Origin of the sequence: Streptomyces sp. NBC_00683, assembly GCF_036226745.1 — a bacterium.
Classification (GTDB): domain Bacteria; phylum Actinomycetota; class Actinomycetes; order Streptomycetales; family Streptomycetaceae; genus Streptomyces.
The window spans coordinates 450611-467638 of sequence record NZ_CP109013.1 but is presented as its reverse complement, the minus strand read 5'-3'; the positions used below and the strand labels follow the sequence as shown (position 1 = coordinate 467638).

The following is a 17028-nucleotide window of genomic DNA, read 5'->3' as shown; positions in this document are numbered from 1 at the left end:
CCTCGTGGCTGCGCCGGATCCGGGGCGTCCCGTTCGGGTCAGGGGCCGGGTGCGGCCGAGACGGCCGTCGCAGCGGTGGCGGGATCCGGGGAGGCCGGGCCCATCTCGCACCAGACGGCCTTGCCCTCTCCCCGGGGTTCGATGCCCCAGCGTGTGGCGACCGCGTCAAGGAGCAGCAGACCGCGTCCAGAGGTCGAGGTCTCTCCCGGAGTGCGACGTCGCGGCCAGACACTCGAACGGTCCTGGACCGACAGCCTGATGCGCCGGACAGGCTCCGGCAGGACCTCCAGCGTGAGAACGGCCCCGCCCTCCGTGTGCAGCAGCACATTCACCAGCAACTCCCCGGTGACCAGCTCCGCGTCGTCGGCCAGTGAGGCCATGTCCCAGTCCGTCAGCGCCTGGCGGACGATGGCGCGCGCGTCCGAGAGCCCCTCCGGGTCCGCCTGATGGATGTACTGGTGCAGCCGCGGAGCGCGTGGCGACCCCAGGTCCGGGCTGCGTCGCAGCACCAGCAGTGCCACGTCGTCCCCCGAACCCCACCGCTCCCAGAGCCGGTCCGACAGATGATCCGCCAGCGCCTCGGCGCCCGCAGGCCCATTGCTGATCTCGTGAACGAGCGTGGCCACGCCCGAGTCGATATCGGCGCCGGGCTCCTCCACGAGTCCGTCGGTGTACAGGACGAGCGTCTCGCCCGGTACCAGGTCGAGCCGGGTCTCCGGGAACTCCTCGTCCTTGAACGTCGTGGAGATCCCCAGCGGCAGACCACCGCGTACCTGGGGGCTGGCGACCCTGCCGTCGGTGTGCCGGATGAGCGGGCCGAAGTGCCCGGCCCGCACCACGCGCACGGTGCCGGTCGCGAGGTCCACCTGTGCATACGCGCACGTTGCGAAGCGGTCGGTGTCCAGTTCGGCCAGGAAGCGGGAGGCGCGAGCCAGTACGGTCGCCGGCGGGTGCCCCTCGGCCGCGTACGCGCGCAGGGCGATACGCAGCTGGCCCATGATCGCGGCAGCGTGCGTGTCGTGGCCCTGTACGTCGCCCACCACGACGCCGAAGCGGTGGTTGGGCAGCGCGATCACGTCGTACCAGTCGCCGCCGACCTGGCGGCCGCTCCACGCCGCGTGGTACCGGACCGCGATCTCCCCGCCCTCGATGTCGTGGATCCGCCGCGGAAGCATGGCCGACTGGAGCCCCGTGGCGAACTCGCGCTCCTCGTCGAACAGCATGGCCCGCTGGAGCGACTGGGCCACGATGGCGGCCAGCCCCAGACAGAGAATGCGCTCGTCCGCGCTGAACACCGTGCGTTCCCGGTAGAAGAGGGCGAGCCCGCCGAGGGGGCGCGCCTGAGCGACCAGCGGAAGGTAGGCGGCCGCGCGGAACTTCAGCCGGCCCATGTGCGGCTCGAGCACCGGATAGCGCCGGATCAGGGAGTCGAGTGAGGTGATGAACCGGGGCTTTCCGCTGAGGATGGTGTCGCCCAGGGGGAGGTTCGCGTCGAGCTCCCCGGAGCCCAGTCCGCCGAGCACCTCCACGGAGTCGCCGCTCAACGCGATGATGTTGAGCGCGGAGTTCTCCACCAGTCCGAGTGCCAGTCCGTCCGAGCCGAGCCCGGCCAGGCCGCCCGGGCCCGTGAGTGCTGCCGTGACGTCGTCGACGGTCACCGCACGTGACATCGCACTCGTTGTGCGTTCAACGATGTTGGTCTGGCGTTGGCGGCGCTTTTCCAGATCCTGCACGAAGGCCGAATGGGTGACTTCCGCCGTCGCGTCCCGTACCACCCCGATGACACGGTGTGCGCGGCCGTCCTCGGAACGCAGGATCCTGGCCTGGACGTGAGTCCACTGACGGGTGCCGTCCGCCAGGGGCACCTGGAAGTGCACGCTGTAGGAACTGCTGCCGCTGGAGAGCGCCTCGTCGATGGTGACGTCCAGACGCGCTCGTTCCGACGGATCCAGCTGCTCCACCACGGCCCCGGGCCGTGAGTCGAAGGTGTTCGGGTCCAAGCCGAAGACCATCAGCCCGGCTTCGTCGATGTCCAGGGTCCCGGCGTCCAGGTCCCACTCGAAACTGCCGGTCCGGTTCATGGCGAGGCGCTCCGCCGTCCCCGTTTCGCTGCTACCGGACCCGTCGGACCGGAGGGGAGGTGGAGCCTTGGAGCCTGTTCGCCGTGGATCGTCGGTCATTCCTGCTCCGGAGGTCGCCCGGCGGGGCTGCTGGACGTCGCGGCCCGTAGGTCTCAATTGTCGAGCCCGCCGTGCGGGAGTGCCACAGCGGTTCGCCGGGGCACCCGCCTCCGGAGCACCGAGGAGGCCGTCGCAGAATGGCAGGCAGAGATCTCCCACGACCGGTGGATGCACCGCCCATGCCTGACCGGAGCGCATATATGAATGACGACGAGCCCGTCCTGCTGCATACAGAGGGTCACAGCCTGCACATCACGCTCCACCGCCCCCGGGCCCTGAACGCGCTGACCCACACCATGGTGCGGAGTATCGACGAGGCCCTCACCCTCGCCGAGCAGGACGACGCCGTCACGGCCGTCGTGATCAGCGGGGCCGGGGAGCGCGGTCTGTGCGCCGGCGGCGACATCCGGTCCATCTACGAGGACGCGCGGGCCGGCCGCCGCGCATCAGTGGACTTCTGGCGGGACGAGTACCGGCTCAACGCCCGTATCGCCCGTTTCCCCAAGCCGTACGTGGCGCTCATGGACGGCATCGTGATGGGCGGCGGGGTAGGGGTGTCCGCCCACGGCGACGTCCGTATCGTCACCGAGCGCTCCCGTGTGGCGATGCCCGAGACCGGGATCGGCTTCGTCCCCGATGTGGGCGGCACCTATCTGCTGGCCGCGGCACCCGGTGAGCTCGGCACCCACCTCGCGCTCACCGGGCAGGCTGTGGGCGCCGCCGACGCGCTGCTGTGCGGGCTGGCCGACCACTTCGTGCCCTCGGAGCGACTGGCGGAGCTCACCGCCGCCCTTGGCCTCGGTACGACGCCCGCGGAGGTGACGGAGACGGTGCGGCGATACGCGACGACGGCACCCGAGGGGGAGCTCGCGCCGCACCGCCCATGGATCGACGCCTGCTACGGCGCCGACACCGTCGAAGAGATCATCGGCCGCCTCCTCGACAGTGGTGAGCCCGCGGCCAAGGAGACCGCGGGAACACTCCTCGCCAAGTCGCCCACCGCGCTCAAGGTCACCCTTGCCGCCGTGCGCCGCGCCCGGCGTCTCCAAAGCCTCGAAGAGGCACTCGACCAGGAGTTCCGGGTCTCCTGCCGGGCCTTCGCCGGACCTGATCTGGTGGAGGGCGTGCGCGCCCAGATCATCGACAAGGACCGTCGTCCGAAGTGGCACCCGGCCGAGCTCGGTGACGTGACCGACGCAGATGTAGCCCGCCACTTCGAACCGCTCGGTGAACTCGAACTCGGCCTGGCATCGGCCTGAACCGGCGTCACCTCCGAGCGGTCCGTACGCCGCTCAGAGGTCGCCCGGCCCGGTGACCGCGCGGAACGGGATGCCGAGAAGCCCGGCGGCGGCCTTGAAGTCCTTCGCGCGGTGACCCGTGCAGAGGGTCCAGTGGTGACCGATGCCCGTCGAGGACCAGGCGTCCGTCCACTCACCGGGGTCGAAACCGAAGTCCACACGGGACGTCGTGTTGCCGATCTTCAGCAACGGGCCGGGGACGACCTCGCCCTCGGAGACGACGAACACGAACGAGCCGTCCGCCTCCTGGCCGATCCCGAACGTGGTCACCGGGCCGTGCTTCACATCGAACTCGACGCTGACGCCCCAGCCGCGCTTCCCGTGGTAGACGCCGAGCCCCCGCAGCAGCGGGTCCTCGGCGCTGATCGCCAGATGGGCCGGGCCGTCGTGGCCCATCTCGACCACTCCGTCACGGAAGTTCAGGGCCTGCAGTTCGGTGAAGGACCCGCCGGCACCGAGCGTGTCGGCGATCAGCATGGCCAGACTGGTGCGGAGCTCGTACTCGCCGGCGACCGGGATGCCACGGGCGGTGAGCAGGGAAGCGCCGAGGATCATCCCGGCACCGAGCCGCTCGTGGATCTCGCCGTCGAGTCCGCGATGGTAGAAGGCGAGGCTGTCGAGCGAGAAGTCCTCGACGAGCCGGTCCAGCCCCACGGACACACGGGCCGCCCAGTCGAGATCACCCTCGTCGACGGACTCGTCGAGGGTGAACACGCCCCGGGCCAGCGCGACGCGCTCGGCGGCCTCCTCATCGGTGACCGCCGCGACCCGTACCCGCAGGTCATCGAACTCCAGGACCTCGACATGGCCGCCGAACCGGGAGGACACCAGGGTCATGTCCGTCGACACATCGAGCATCCCCGGATAGAGATGGCCCATCAGCCCGTGCCGGCCGTGGCGCATCGCGCCCCGTACGGCTGCCGCCGAGATCCACCTGCGGATCCGGTTCCACGCGTTCTCGTCGCGCAGATGTCCGGAGACCGAGCGGAAGGCGATACCGCTGCGGCGGAACACGTTGGCGACCTCGGGCAGCGGGCACTGACCGCAGTAGGCCAGCCACTTCCCGGTATCGGTGTTCGGATGGTCCATCGCCTCGGTCGGCTGAAGATCGATGACCAGCACCGGTGTATGGGTGCGCTGGGCGATCGGCAGCACCATCGAAGCGGTGAGATACGTCGTCAGGAACGTGACGACGATGTCGCAGTCGGCCCTGCGGAGCTGCTCCGCCGCGCCGGCCGCCTCCTGGGGATCGGAGATGAAGCCGGCGTCGACCACCTCGCATCCCATCGCCTCGAACCGCTCGGTGACGTAGCGCGCCGAGTCCTGGAGCTGGTCCAGGAGACCGGGGAATTGCGGCCAGTAGGCGGCCAGCCCGCCGGAGACCAGGCCCACGCGGGTAGGGCGGCGTGCGGTGCGGACGAGAGGGGCGTCGACTGCGGCGGTGGTTTCGTCAGCCATCGGAATTCCTTCCTTCGTCTTCTGCGGAGCGGTCGGCGGCGGTCGGGGTGCCCGCCGTACGCGTCGCCTCCAGACGGTCCTCGGCCCTGTCCCAGGCCGCCGGGTCCCCCTGCGGGCTGTAGTGACGCAGTTCCTGGGTGCGCGCGACGAGCCGGCGCATGTCGGCCAGGTCGCCGACCAGGCCGTGGGCCCGCGCCTGGAGCAGTACGTTGCCGAGCGCGGTCGCCTCGGCAGGCCCCGCGGTGACCGGCAGACCCGTCGCGTCCGCGGTCCATTGGCACAGCAGCTCGTTGCGCGAACCACCTCCGACCAGGTGGATGCGGGTCAGCTCGCGGCCCGCCAGCCCGGCGGCCTGCCGCAGTGTTCGGCGATGCGCCAGAGCGAGGCTCTCCAGCACGCAGCGCACGTACCCGCCGGGGCCGTCCGGCAGAGCCTGACCGGTCCGGGCGAGAGCGGAGTCGATGCGCGAGGGCATGTCACCCGGGGCGAGGAACGCCGGATCGTCGGGATCGATCACCGCGGCGAACGGCCTGGCCCGCACCGCGTCCGCGAGGAGCCGGGGAAGGCTCGGGGACCGGCCGTTCCGCTCCCAGGTACGACGGCACTCCTCCAGCAGCCACATGCCCATGATGTTGCGGAGATAGCGGACGGTGCCGTCGACCCCGCGCTCATTCGTGAAGTTCGCGGCCCGCGACTCCTCGGTCAGGACCGGCGCATCCAGTTCCAGACCGGCCAACGACCAGGTACCGCACGACACATAGGCGAACCCGGGTTCCGTGGCAGGGACCGCGGCGACGGCCGAAGCCGTGTCGTGCGAGGCGACCGTCGTCACCGGAGTCCCCGCGGGCAGACCGGTGAACTCGGTGACGTGCGGCAGGAGCGTCCCCGCCGGGTCACCCGGCTCGCGCAGTGCGGGGAGCAGCGAACGCTCCAGCCCGAGCCGACCGATCAGCGCCTCGGACCAACCCCCGGTACGGGCGTCGAACAGCCCGGTCGTCGACGCGTTGGTCACCTCCGCACCCACCGTGCCGGTCAGCCAGTACACCAGCAGGTCAGGCATCAGGAGCAGCGTCCGCGCCGCCTCCCACTGCGCGGTGGAACGATGGGCGGCGAGCTGGAAGACGGTGTTGAACGGCAGATGCTGCAATCCGCTCACGCCGTACAGCTCCTGTGCCCCGACCTGGGCCACCACCTCGTCGGCAGCCCGGACGTTGCGGCTGTCCCGGTAGTGGAACGGCACCCCGAGCAGTGCCCCGTCGGAGTCCAGGAGTCCGTAGTCCACGGCCCATGTATCGATGCCGACCGAGGCGACGGGACCGCTGCGCGCCGCCATCCGGAGACCGTCCAGCATGCCCTGGTACAGGGCGAGCACGTCCCACCGGAGCCCGTCGGGCAGCCGGACCGGGGTGTTGGCGAAGCGGTGCGCCTCGGTCAGCACCAACTCGTCGGCACCGACCCGGCCGGTGATCACCCGGCCGCTGGTGGCACCGAGGTCGACCGCGGCGAACACCGGGTCGTTTCGTGAAGTCGCAGACATGGAAATCTCATCCGATCCGGGCGGGGCCGTGTCCCGCACGTGCGCAGACGGTGCGAGACACGGCTCACCGCGCGTGGTCAGCGCAGGAAGGCCGCCGCCACACCGGCGTCGACGGGAATGTGAAGGCCGGTGGTGTGGGTGAGATCCCCACCGGTCAGCGCGAATACGGCGTTGGCGACGTGCTCGGGAAGCACCTCCCGCTTGAGGAGCGTGCGCTGGGCGTAGAACTCGCCGAGCTTCTCCTCCTCGATGCCGTACGTCGCCGCGCGCTGGGCACCCCACCCCGCGGCGAAGATCCCGGAGCCACGCACCACCCCGTCGGGGTTGACGCCGTTGACCCGGATACCGTGCTCGCCGAGCTCGGCGGCCAGCAACCGCACCTGGTGGGCCTGGTCGGCCTTGGTCGCCGAGTACGCGACGTTGTTCGGACCGGCGAACACGGCGTTCTTCGACGCGATGTAGACGATGTCGCCGCCGAGCTTCTGGGCCTGCATCGCACGGGCGGCCTCGCGCGACACGAGGAACGAGCCGCGCGCCATGATGTCGTGCTGGAGGTCCCAGTCCCGGGCAGTGGTCTCCAGCAACGGCTTGGAGATGGAGATCCCCGCGTTGTTCACGACCAGGTCCACGCCGCCGAAAGCGAGCACCGCGGACTTGAACGCGTCGGCGATCTGCTCCTCGCTGGTGACGTCGACCGTCACCGCGACGGCCCTGTCCGGCCCGCCGAGCTCGTCGGCGACCGCCGCCGCGTTCTCCGCGTTGAGGTCCGCGACGACGACACAGGCACCCTCCGCGACCAGCCGGTGCGCGATGGCCTTGCCGATGCCCGAGCCCGCGCCGGTGACCAGCGCGACCCGGGTGGCGAGCGCCTTCGGCGGCGGCATACGGCGGAGTTTGGCCTCCTCCAGTTCCCAGTACTCGATGCGGAACTTCTCGGACTCCTCGATCGGAGCGTAGGAGGAGACGGCCTCCGCTCCCCGCATCACATTGATGGCGTTGAGGTAGAACTCCCCGGCGACCCGGGCGGTCTGCTTGTCCTTGCCGAAGGAGAACATCCCCACCCCGGGCACCAGCACGATGGCCGGGTCCGCGCCACGCATCGCGGGCGACTCGGGTGTCGCGTGACGGTCGTAGTAGGCGCGGTACGCCTCGCGGTACTCCCCGTGGAGCGACTGGAGGCGGGCGACCGCCTCGTCGAGCGGGGCGTCGGCCGGCAGATCGAGGACCAGCGGGCTGACCTTCGTACGGAGGAAGTGGTCCGGGCAGGACGTACCGAGTGCCGCGAGGCGCGGGTGCTCGGCGCGGGAGAGGAAGTCCAGCACCGGTTCCGCGTCGGTGAAGTGCCCCACCTGCGGGCGGTCCGTGGACGCCAGACCGCGGATCACCGGAGCCAGCGCCGCGGCACGCTCCCGGCGTGCTTCGGGCGCCAGGGCCTTCCGGCCGGACAGTACGGGGCCGAACGGCTCCGCCCTGCCGTGGACCTCGAGGAACGTCTCGGCCGTACGGATCATCCAGAGGGCGTTGCGCTCGCACTCCTCGGAGGTGTCGCCCCAGGCCGTGATGCCGTGGCCGCCCAGGACGACGCCGACCGCCTGCGGGTTGGCCTCCTTGACGGCCGCGATGTCGAGACCGAGCTGGAAACCGGGCCGACGCCAGCCCACCCATGCCACCTTGTCCCCGAAACACTCCGCGGTGAGCTTCTCGCCGTCGGCGGCGCACGCCAGGGCGATACCGGAGTCCGGATGCAGATGGTCGACATGCGCGGCCTCGACCAGCGCGTGCATGGCGGTGTCGATGGACGGAGCGGCGCCGCCCTTGCCGTGCAGGCAGTAGTCGAACGCCGGGACCATCTCGTCCTCGCGCTCCACCCCCGGGTACACGTCCTTGAGCGCGCGCACCCGGTCCAGCCGGAGCACGGCGAGGCCCGCCTCGGTGAGCGTGCCGAGGTCACCGCCCGAGCCCTTGACCCAGAGCAGTTCGGCCTCGCCGCCGGTGACCGGATCGGTCTGCGTGGCCTTGGCCGAGGTGTTGCCGCCGGCGTAGTTGGTGTTGCGGGGGTCGGAGCCGATCCGGTGGGCGCGCTCCAGGAGCGCGGCGACTTCGGCGTGCGTCGCGGACGTCATGAGGGTTCCTTCGGGGTGATGGGCGGGCGGGTGCCGGACGGGTACGCGGGCTGCGGGGCGAGGTGCGCCGGAGGCTCAGGCGCCCCAGCCGGCCTGCTCGCCGCCGACCCGGTCGGCAGCGATGCGCTCCTGGTTGCCGGAGGCGAGGTAGGCGGCGAACGGGTCGCGGGCGAGGCCGAGCTCCTCGCGTACGTCCGCGAGCAGCGGCCGTACGTCGGTGTTGTACGCGTCCATCAGCGCGCCGTTGGCAGCGAGGACGTCGCCGGAGCGCTGCGCGGCGGCCAGCGCCTCGACATCGATCAGCAGCGCCTTCGCGGTCGCTTCCTGCACATTGGTGACCGAGCGGATGACTGCCGGGATCTTGGCCTCGATGTTGTGGCACTGGTCGAGCATGAAGTTGACGTTCGTCTCGGGCTTCATGCCGCCGTTCTTGACCACTTCGTGCATGATCCGGAAGAGCTGGAACGGATCGGCGGCGCCCGCCATCAGGTCGTCGTCCGCGTAGAAGCGGGAGTTGAAGTCGAACGCCCCGAGCTTCCCCTCGCGCAGCAGGAACGCCACGATGAACTCGATGTTGGTGCCCGGCGCGTGGTGGCCGGTGTCCACGACGACCTGGGCCTTCGGGCCGAGCTTGAGGCAATGGGCGTACGAGGTGCCCCAGTCGGGGACGTCCGTGGTGTAGAACGCGGGCTCGAAGAGCTTGTACTCCAGCAGCATCCGCTGGTCGTCGCCGAGCCGCTCGTAGACCTCGGCGAGCGCCTCGGCCAGCCGGTCCTGACGGCCTGAAATGTCGTCCTGGCCCGGGTAGTTGGTGCCGTCCGAGAACCACAGCTTCAGGTCGGGCGACCCGGTGGCATCCATGATGTCGACGCATTCGAGCAGGTGGTCGGTGGCCTTGCGGCGCACCTTGGGGTCCGGATGGGTGACCGAGCCCAGCTTGAAGTCGTCATCCTGGAACACGTTGGAGTTGATGGCGCCGATCCGCAGCCCGAGCCCCTCGGCGTACCGGGTCAGTGCCGCATAGTCCTCGACCCTGTCCCACGGAATGTGCAGTGACACCTTCGGAGCGACCCCGGTGAAGCTGTTCACCTGCGCCGCGTCCGCAAGCTTCTCGAACGGGTCGCGCGGGACTCCGGGCTGGGCGAAGACCTTGAAACGGGTCCCGGAGTTGCCGTAACCCCAGGACGGCGTCTCGATGACCTGAGACTTCAGGGCTGCCTTGACGGCCGACACATCAGACATGAACACCTCGTAATCAGAGTCATCCGGCGACCGGTCAGGATCGGGGATGTGAATCGTTTCATCCGGAACGTACGCTAGGTTTGGCCGATGCTGCTAGTCAAGCAGCTAGTCAAGTTTTGTGTCGATTGAATCAATTCACCGAAAGCGCTTGCTTCCTTCGCGGTTGACAGGTGACCAAAAGGTCACATATTTTGGATTCATGGACGCGGTGTTCAAAGCCCTGGCAGACCCGACGCGGCGCAGTCTGCTCGACGAGCTGTTCCGTGACGACGGGCAGACACTGAGTGCGTTGGAAGCCCGCTTCGAGATCACGCGGTTCGCGGTGATGAAGCACCTCAAGCTGCTGGAGGCGGCGGGCCTGGTCGTCACCAGGCGGCGAGGCCGGGAGAAGCTCCACTTCCTGAACCCGGTGCCCATCCGGCTCGTCCACGACCGGTGGGTGAGCAAGTATGCGGAGCCCTGGGCCGCAGGGCTCAGCGGCCTCAAGAGCCGACTGGAGAATCCCATGGAGAAGATCTTCGAGATTTACATCCGCACCACTCCCGAGCGCCTCTGGGAAGCCATCACGGACCCCGAGATCAGGAGCAAGTACAACTTCGGTGCCCGTGTCACCTCCGACTGGACGCCGGGATCACGTTTCGAGATGGGCGCCCCGGGCGCCCCCGGCCCGCTCGGCGAGGGGCAGAACCTCGAGGTCGACCCGCCGCGCAAGCTGGTCCAGAGCATGGTGGCGCTCTGGAGCGAAGAGGTGAAGAACGAGGGGCCGACCCGCATCACCTGGGAGATCGAGCCGATCGGTGACTCCTGCCGGCTGACCGTCACCCATGACGAGCTGCGCGACGGCGCCAACGACGAGCTCTACGGCGGTTGGCCGATGATCCTCTCCGGCCTGAAGACCTGGCTCGAGACGGGTGAGCTGCTCACCACGCCGGGCTCCCTGCTGTACACGGGTAACAGCTGAAACCGGTACCTCGTCGGCACGCCGGATGCCGCGCTCCCCGCGGGGGAGCGCGGCATCCGGCGCGAGCCGCAGTGGTTCAGCGGCCGGACGAACCGGTCAGGCTCGGCTGGAGCGCCCGCACGAGAGCGAAGAGCCTGTCCTCGTTGCCCGAGAGGCCCGCGCTCCGCAGCGCCTCGTCGGCCTCCTCGATGGGGGAGGCGAGCAGCGGCATGTACAGCGGGGCGTCCGCCGGGTCCGCGAGCGCGGCGCGGGTGGCCGCAAGTAGCCGGACGTACGCCTGGGCCGCGGCGATCTCGTCATTGCGCATCTCAGCATCTCCTGGTCAGAGGTGTCGGACCGTCAAGCATCCCCCATGGGTCTGACAATGCCCGCCCGAGCCGTCCGGCGATCAGGATCGGACGCCCTGTGCGCGAGGACCTGCGGCCGGTGGTTCGACCTCCAGGAAACGCCGTCGGCGCGGACCGCGGTACGACAGAGCTGTCCAGCCCAGGCGCGACAGCACGGTGACGCACCCGGCCAGCGCGCGCTCCTCGTCATGGACGGCACCACTGCCGGGCGGGCCCACCCACTCCACTCGTACGGAGCCGCGGGACTCGCCCTCGCACACCCGGTACCCCGTGGCCGTCCGCTCCCCGGACGCTCCGACCGCGGAGGCGGCCACTCCCGCGGCCTCCAGGGCCAGTGCCACGGCCCGGACCGGCCGGTGCAGCTCCCACTGGGCGGGTACACGCTCGGGATCCGCGTGTCCCGTATTGGTCAGCCGCCGGATCTGCAGCATCCCTTCGAACGCGGTGCGCACCACGCCCGCACGCTCGCCGACAGGTCCGGACAACGGCGGCCCGTCCCCGGTGAGAGGCTCGAACGCGGTCTCCCGCGAGGTGCCCATATACCAATCCCCTTCGCCGGTGCGTTGCGGTTCTCTGCCGTGCGGTTCTCTGCGGTGCTCTGCGGTCAAGTGTGCGCCGGCCCACCGACAACGGCGGCTGGACCGGGAGTTGTCAGGCATCGATAAGCTCGGCATACCCGCCCGCTCCCTCCGGAGGAATCACGTACTGTGCCCGACCATGAACCAACCGGCGTTCCGGCCACCGAGCGGGAGGATCTGCGCGCCGACTGTGCGAACTGCTTCGGTCTCTGCTGCGTCGCGCTGACGCTGACAGCGTCAGCGGACTTCGCGATCAACAAGGACGCCGGGGAGCCCTGCCGCAATCTGCAGGACGACTTCCGCTGCGGCATTCACACGCAACTGCGGCCCAAGGGGTTCTCCGGCTGCACGGTCTACGACTGTTTCGGCGCAGGCCAGAAAGTTTCCCAGGAAACCTACGACGGCCGGGACTGGCGGGCCTCTCCGGACACCGCCCAGCAGATGTTCCAGGTCTTCCCCGTGATGCGCCGGCTCCACGAGCTGCTCTGGTATCTCACCGAAGCCCTCGCCCTGCCTGCCGCCGGCCCCCTGCACACGGAACTCCGCAGTGCCCTCGACAGCACCGAGCGCCTCACCCGCCGCTCGGCCGAAGTCCTCTCGGAACTCGACGTGTCGGCACACCGCGACGAGGTCGCGTCGTTGCTGCTGCGCACCAGCGAGCTCGCGCGGTCCGCCGTTCCCCGGCGCAAGAAGCGCAACCACCGGGGTGCCGACCTCATCGGATCGCGCATGCGGGGCGCCGATCTTCGGGGAGCGGATCTGCGTGGTGCCTACCTCATCGCGGCCGACCTGCGTGGGGCCGACTTGCGGCTCGCCGACCTGATCGGCGCGGACTTCCGTGACGCCGAACTGTCCGGCGCAGACCTCACCGGAGCCCTGTTCCTCACCCAGGCCCAGCTCAACGCGGCGAAGGGCGACACCGCCACACGGCTTCCGCCGTCCCTGACGCGTCCCGCGCACTGGTCCGGCCGGGGCACAGGACAGGCCTGAACACCCTGTGATCGCCGACCCGCCCGTGTCACGCGGGGCGGGGGCCGTCCTCCCCGTGTCCGGTGGCAGCCGTACCGTCCTGCTCAAGCGCCGCCTTCAGGCGTTCCAGCGTGGTGCGGATGTTGCCACGCTGGAACTCCGCGAACGTTTTCCCGCGCGTCGCGATCCGGTCAAAGGTGTTGGCGAGCAGATCAGGCCACGCCCGGCGGTCGTCCGTCCATATCTCCGTGACCCGGGTGGAGCCTTCGACCGCCTCGAAGCGGTACTCCCACGTCGCGATCGGCCCGCGCAGCCGTGGCCGCTTGGCCCCGATCGCGTGGACACGGAACGCGAACCGCTCGCCCTCATCGGCGGCTGTGACCGTGCACTTCGTCGTCCAGCGGAAGGCGCCGCGCTTGTTGCGGCCCTCGAAGACCATGCCCACGTGGGCGCCCCGGTGCTCCCCGAGCACTGTCGCGCCCCGGTTCTCCGGGCTCCAGCGCCCCATCGCAGTGGGGTCGCTGAGCTGTTCGTACACGGCCGAGGGGGCCGCGTGGATCACGATGCTGTCCGACACGGACATGGTGCGGGGCATGGGGGACTCCTTGTCCACGGCCGTCCTGGGACACCTGCCGCAGGCCGGGCGGATCGCGGGCGAACGGTTGGCGTTGGTCGTTCGTCGGACAGTGTGGCCTACGCGCGGAACCGGCCGGGACACCGGACCCGATGTGACTCGTAGCGATGGTTGTCACTTCGCAGCGGTGTTAGTGGGGTAATCATGGCCAGCTGGTCCGACACACTGGTTCGATGGAGCACGATGATGAACAGCCGTTGCCTGGCGGCAACGTAAGTACGCGGTCTGAAGGTTGAGTCCTGTTTCGTATCCCTGTTTCTTGAGTAGCTTTGGGACCTGGCCTGGCCGGGTTTCCGAGGGTGCCGGGCAAGCCCGAGAGCGGGTGTGTGGGGGCTGCGGTGAACGACTGGGGCCGGAGCGCTGTCCAGCGCCTTGTACTGCTCGGCTGCATGTCGTTCCAGGCAGTGGAGCCGTGACCGCAGGTTGCGCAAGCGGGTGGCCGCGGAGTTGAGTGGTGCCGGCCGGGCCCAGTGCCCGAGTGCAGGGCCACTTGGGTGGCGGGGGTGCCGGCGTTCGAACCCCGTCGCGGGTGGTGAACCGGGGGTGGATCCGGTCCCAGGCCGTTGTCTGCGCGGTGCCGTATCGGTCGGTGACCTGCGTGGTGGTCGTGTCCGGCTCTCCCCAGGACTCCCTTTTGGCACAAGCGGAACTCCTTGCCGTGCTTGGGGGACCGCCCGACCTGCGGCGGTGAGATCCACGGCACGGGGACGGGCTTGCGCATCACCCGGTCCGACCGCATCCGGCCGAGCACCTCGGCGGGCAGCCCGAGAAGGAGGTGGGTCGTGCGCGGGGCGTCGTAGCCGGCGTCGAAGACGATGAGGATGTCCACGTCGCTGCCGTGTTCGCGTCCGCGGAATCCTCGTACGAGTGATCACGTCGAGGCCGGACCATTCAGAACAAGCTGAGTGCCGGTGAACTCACCTCTTCAACTGCTGTCGGCGATCAGGCCCCGCTCCGGGTCGGCCGTGAGCCTGGCTCGGAAAAGTGTCGGGTCGCAGCCCTTCCCATTGGGCTGGGACTTGCGCAACTCGACATCCGTACGCTCGTCGAAAATGACGCGCTTGCCGTCGTCCCGCGAAGTGACCGTGAACCGCACTTGCACCGTCACCTCGCCGGTGTCCCCGTCGAGCGCCACGCTGGTCAAATGGGGCGCCGAATCGTCGCTGTTTTTCGCCACGGTCCCGCTCTCGCAGACCTCTTGTGCGCACAATCGGGCGACGAGCGAGCCCGAGTCCGTGTCCGAACCCTCTTTCCCTGATTCTGCGAAGTCGGCCGGTTCCCAGCCCACGGCGACTCCCGACTCCCCGCCGATCTTGGTGCACGGCCGTTCTTCGCCGATGCCCGTGCAGCCGGTGGCCAGCAGACCGGGCAGGGCAACAAGGAAAAGCAGCCGTCGTCTAATCGCGTCGCGCTTCATGTCTCCCCCAGAATGTCGCGAGTACGACGAGTCGGCGGTGATAACGGTTCCCCCAGGGGGAGCGCCTGGTGCCCGGAACGGGTACGCAAGGTGCGGGTGGCCGTTGGACCACGGGGGCCCTGCGCCACTTCCGCCCGAAGGTGGAACGTCGGAACGGCTTGCCCTTCTCCCACACGGACAGCAGTCCATCCGGGCCCTTCTATCGGGCCAACAGATCCCGCCAAGCGGCACTGGACCGTGTCTCCTTGAACGTCTACATATCGGGCGCTTGCGGTTGGTCCATGGTGGTGCCGTCAGGTCTCCGCCCGAAGGCGGCTTCGAGAACGGCGGGGAGGTCTGCCTCAGGGACTGTGGCGCGCACCTCCGGGAGGACTCGCCGAAAGGTGTCATCGTCGATGGCGCCCATGTGCTCCTGACGGAGTTGGTAGATGATCTCGACGAGATCGGGCCTCAGCCGCATCCAGGCACGGGAGGTGCGGATTTCTTCATCGACCTGTTGCATGAACCAAGTCATGACCCCGTACGGGAGGTCCACGTGCCCTCCGTGAGGGTTGAAGCACACTGTCGGCTCCCGTGCCGGATCCTCGTCGGGGACGATTGCGATCACGAGATTCCGATGCTCGGCCACGAGGTCCAATTCCAGGTACCAGGCATCATCGGGCACGGAGTACATCGCGGTGATCGCGTAGTCGCCGTCTGGGTGTCGGAAGGCCATTGCCGCATGCTGTCACGCCGGAGGTGCCTCGTCGCAGGCGGCGGTAGATCAGGTCAGGGGGCTGAGATGACTGCTCGATCCTGCGTCGGAGATGCGATCAGGCACATCGAGACCACACGTCCACCTGACACATGCGGTAGAACTCTCTACTTCATCAAGCCCCGGCTGCGCGTCGCGCGCAGACCGTGTTTGCGATCTCGCGTTGTGGTCGGGTAGCCGGAGACCAGCAATGGTCTCCGGCTACCCGACCACACGCATTCACGAGAGAATTGTCTGGCGACTGTGTCTATCGACCGTCGTCGGTTCCTAGAGGAGCTTGAACGTGATCGCTGGCAGGCGCCCTCGCCTGACGCCACCCGTCTCATTGCGACGGCGCATGCTCTGCGGAGTCGGGGGTGGTCGGGACTCTGACCGTTGAGGACCTGCGCCTGCTGATCGGGCAGGACATTGGGCTGCCGGTGAGTCACAGCACCTGAAACTGCGTCAACAGAGGTACAAACACCCTCTCAAAGAGTGTTTTGTCCCGGTGGGGGTGATTGGCAACTTTTTGGGTAGCGAAGTGAGCTGGGATTCCTGAGATCAGGGTTGTTATCCGTGACGTGAGAGACGGCTGACGCCATTGCCGGGCGTGTTTCCGCCCGTTCGCTCCTGTCTGATCCCAACGCGCCCCCGCTTGAACTCGTTTGCGCCCTGGGGAGGCGGCCTGCTCGACGGTACTACCGAAACATGACGCGACACCGCCCGTATCCAAGCGACCTCTCCGATGCCCGCTGGACACTGATCGGGCCCACACTCACCACATGGCGGGCCGAGCGCCGAGGCAAGGGTCTCGACATCGGCCGCCCGCCCGAGCATGACCTGCGCCGCGTCATGGACGCCATCCTCTACGTCGATCGCACCGGCATTGCCTGGCGATACCTGCCCCACGACTTCGCGCCATGGGAGACGGTCTATGGCTACTTCGCCGCCTGGCAGAAAGAGGGCGTCTTCGACCAACTCAACGGCCTCCTTCGGCGCCTGGTCCGGGAGACCGAAGGCCGCGACGCCGAGCCAACCGCTTGCGTGCTGGACGCACAGAGCGTGAAGACCTCCGCGAACGTGCCTGCGGCCGGCCAGGGCATCGATGCCGGCAAGAAAATCGCAGGTCGCAAGCGCCATATCGGGGTGGACACCCTCGGCCTGCTCCTGGCTGTCTGGGTCACCGCGGCAAGCGTTTCCGACAACGCCGGCGGCATGCACCTGATGTCCCACATCGCCGCCACTCGCCCTCGCGTGACCAAAGCATGGGCCGACAGCGGCTACCGCACCAAAGCCATCGACCACGGCGCCCGCCTCGGCATCGACGTGGAAGTCATCCAACGCCTCCCGGGCGTCAAAGGCTTCAAGGTGATCCCGCGACGCTGGGTCGTCGAGCGGACCTTCGGCTGGCTGATGCATCACCGCCGCCTGGCCCGCGACTACGAAACCCACCCTCACCGTTCCGAAGCCATAATCCACGTCGCGATGATCGACCTCATAAGCCGCAGACTCACTCGCGAATCCACCCTGAACTGGCGCGACACCTGAACC

Annotated in this window: 14 protein-coding genes and 1 pseudogene; 4 read left to right on the top strand and 11 right to left on the bottom strand. The window is 68.9% G+C overall.

Features of this window, described 5'->3' with window-relative positions; translation table 11 throughout:
- Positions 1 to 38 precede the first annotated feature (38 nt).
- On the bottom strand, positions 39 to 2180 hold the full coding sequence (locus OG257_RS02310; protein WP_329204337.1) for a SpoIIE family protein phosphatase: 2142 nt from the start codon (positions 2178 to 2180) through the stop codon (positions 39 to 41).
- 200 nt (positions 2181 to 2380) lie between these two features.
- Between OG257_RS02310 and OG257_RS02305 the strand changes: the two genes are divergently transcribed.
- Complete coding sequence (locus tag OG257_RS02305) at positions 2381 to 3439, top strand: enoyl-CoA hydratase/isomerase family protein (RefSeq protein ID WP_329204336.1); 1059 nt, start codon at positions 2381 to 2383, stop codon at positions 3437 to 3439.
- A gap of 33 nt (positions 3440 to 3472) precedes the next feature.
- On the opposite strand, the gene OG257_RS02300 is transcribed toward OG257_RS02305, so the two are convergent.
- From OG257_RS02300 to rhaI, 4 genes are all read right to left on the bottom strand, one after another.
- Entirely contained in the window at positions 3473 to 4936 is a 1464-nt protein-coding gene (locus OG257_RS02300) for an L-fucose/L-arabinose isomerase family protein (RefSeq protein WP_329204335.1), read from the bottom strand.
- Positions 4929 to 6473 carry a rhamnulokinase gene (locus OG257_RS02295; RefSeq protein ID WP_329204334.1) on the bottom strand — a complete coding sequence of 515 codons (1545 nt, stop codon included), beginning with the start codon at positions 6471 to 6473 and terminating at the stop codon, positions 4929 to 4931. Before OG257_RS02295 ends, OG257_RS02300 begins: the two co-directional genes overlap by 8 nt.
- Positions 6474 to 6550: 77 nt before the next feature.
- Positions 6551 to 8596: a bifunctional aldolase/short-chain dehydrogenase gene (locus OG257_RS02290; RefSeq protein ID WP_329204333.1), complete on the bottom strand. Its 2046-nt coding sequence runs from the start codon at positions 8594 to 8596 to the stop codon at positions 6551 to 6553.
- A gap of 75 nt (positions 8597 to 8671) precedes the next feature.
- Positions 8672 to 9838, bottom strand: coding sequence for an L-rhamnose isomerase (gene rhaI / locus OG257_RS02285; protein WP_329204332.1), 1167 nt, complete (start codon positions 9836 to 9838; stop codon positions 8672 to 8674).
- A 199-nt stretch (positions 9839 to 10037) separates the two neighbouring features.
- Here rhaI and OG257_RS02280 point away from each other — a divergent pair, with 199 nt between their 5' ends.
- Entirely contained in the window at positions 10038 to 10799 is a 762-nt protein-coding gene (locus tag OG257_RS02280) for an ArsR/SmtB family transcription factor (protein ID WP_329204331.1), read from the top strand.
- Between the two features lie 76 nt (positions 10800 to 10875).
- Here the strand turns inward: OG257_RS02280 and OG257_RS02275 are convergent, their stop codons facing one another.
- Both OG257_RS02275 and OG257_RS02270 read right to left on the bottom strand, forming a co-directional pair.
- Positions 10876 to 11106 (bottom strand): hypothetical protein, encoded by a 231-nt coding sequence (locus tag OG257_RS02275; RefSeq protein WP_329204330.1) that lies wholly within the window; start codon positions 11104 to 11106, stop codon positions 10876 to 10878.
- 81 nt (positions 11107 to 11187) lie between these two features.
- Positions 11188 to 11685: a hypothetical protein gene (locus OG257_RS02270; RefSeq protein WP_329204329.1), complete on the bottom strand. Its 498-nt coding sequence runs from the start codon at positions 11683 to 11685 to the stop codon at positions 11188 to 11190.
- Positions 11686 to 11853: 168 nt separating this feature from the next.
- Between OG257_RS02270 and OG257_RS02265 the strand changes: the two genes are divergently transcribed.
- Positions 11854 to 12714: a pentapeptide repeat-containing protein gene (locus tag OG257_RS02265; protein ID WP_329204328.1), complete on the top strand. Its 861-nt coding sequence runs from the start codon at positions 11854 to 11856 to the stop codon at positions 12712 to 12714.
- A gap of 28 nt (positions 12715 to 12742) precedes the next feature.
- Here the strand turns inward: OG257_RS02265 and OG257_RS02260 are convergent, their stop codons facing one another.
- The 4 genes and pseudogenes from OG257_RS02260 to OG257_RS02245 form a co-directional block, all read right to left on the bottom strand.
- Entirely contained in the window at positions 12743 to 13288 is a 546-nt protein-coding gene (locus tag OG257_RS02260) for an SRPBCC family protein (protein ID WP_329204327.1), read from the bottom strand.
- 564 nt (positions 13289 to 13852) lie between these two features.
- Positions 13853 to 14177, bottom strand: a pseudogene (locus OG257_RS02255) (transposase); the annotation flags it as partial.
- A 75-nt stretch (positions 14178 to 14252) separates the two neighbouring features.
- Positions 14253 to 14744, bottom strand: a complete 492-nt coding sequence (locus OG257_RS02250) for a hypothetical protein (RefSeq protein WP_329204326.1) — start codon at positions 14742 to 14744, stop codon at positions 14253 to 14255.
- 253 nt (positions 14745 to 14997) lie between these two features.
- The gene (locus OG257_RS02245) at positions 14998 to 15459 is read right to left on the bottom strand and encodes a hypothetical protein (protein ID WP_329204325.1); all 462 of its coding nucleotides are present in this window, start codon (positions 15457 to 15459) and stop codon (positions 14998 to 15000) included.
- Between the two features lie 726 nt (positions 15460 to 16185).
- On the opposite strand from OG257_RS02245, the gene OG257_RS02240 reads away from it, so the two are divergent.
- Complete coding sequence (locus OG257_RS02240) at positions 16186 to 17025, top strand: IS5 family transposase (protein ID WP_329204324.1); 840 nt, start codon at positions 16186 to 16188, stop codon at positions 17023 to 17025.
- Positions 17026 to 17028: the final 3 nt, after the last annotated feature.